Origin of the sequence: Vibrio lentus, assembly GCF_002875945.1 — a bacterium.
Classification (GTDB): Bacteria; Pseudomonadota; Gammaproteobacteria; order Enterobacterales; family Vibrionaceae; genus Vibrio; species Vibrio apostichopi.
In genome coordinates this window covers 1-366 of the sequence record NZ_MCZK01000086.1, presented here as the reverse complement: position 1 = coordinate 366, position 366 = coordinate 1, and the positions used below count along the sequence as shown (strand labels likewise).

The following is a 366-nucleotide window of genomic DNA, read 5'->3' as shown; positions in this document are numbered from 1 at the left end:
CCCGATGTATCGCTCCAATTTCTTTCTTAGGATTGATGTTGGGAATATAGAGTCATTAACTTAAATAATGCATCCGGACGCGGGATGGAGCAGTTTGGTAGCTCGTCGGGCTCATAACCCGAAGGTCGTCGGTTCAAATCCGGCTCCCGCAACCACATTACAGTTGAACGTTGATTTGATGCTTTTTAGCAGAAAGATGAACGGTTAACTTATGCGATACTAGCTCAGTTGGTAGAGCGCAACCTTGCCAAGGTTGAGGTCATCGGTTCGAACCCGATGTATCGCTCCAAATTCAGTTCTTAGAAGTCATCTCCTAGAGAAAGTACTCAGAATGAAAATGGTTTAGTCTCATTGTCTTAAACAATG

2 tRNA genes are annotated in these 366 nt (G+C 44.0%); both read left to right on the top strand.

Annotated features, from left to right (window positions below):
* The first annotated feature begins 78 nt into the window (after positions 1 to 78).
* A tRNA-Met gene (locus BCT49_RS05710) sits at positions 79 to 155 on the top strand.
* A gap of 58 nt (positions 156 to 213) precedes the next feature.
* Positions 214 to 289 (top strand) — tRNA-Gly (locus BCT49_RS05705).
* Positions 290 to 366 lie beyond the last annotated feature (77 nt).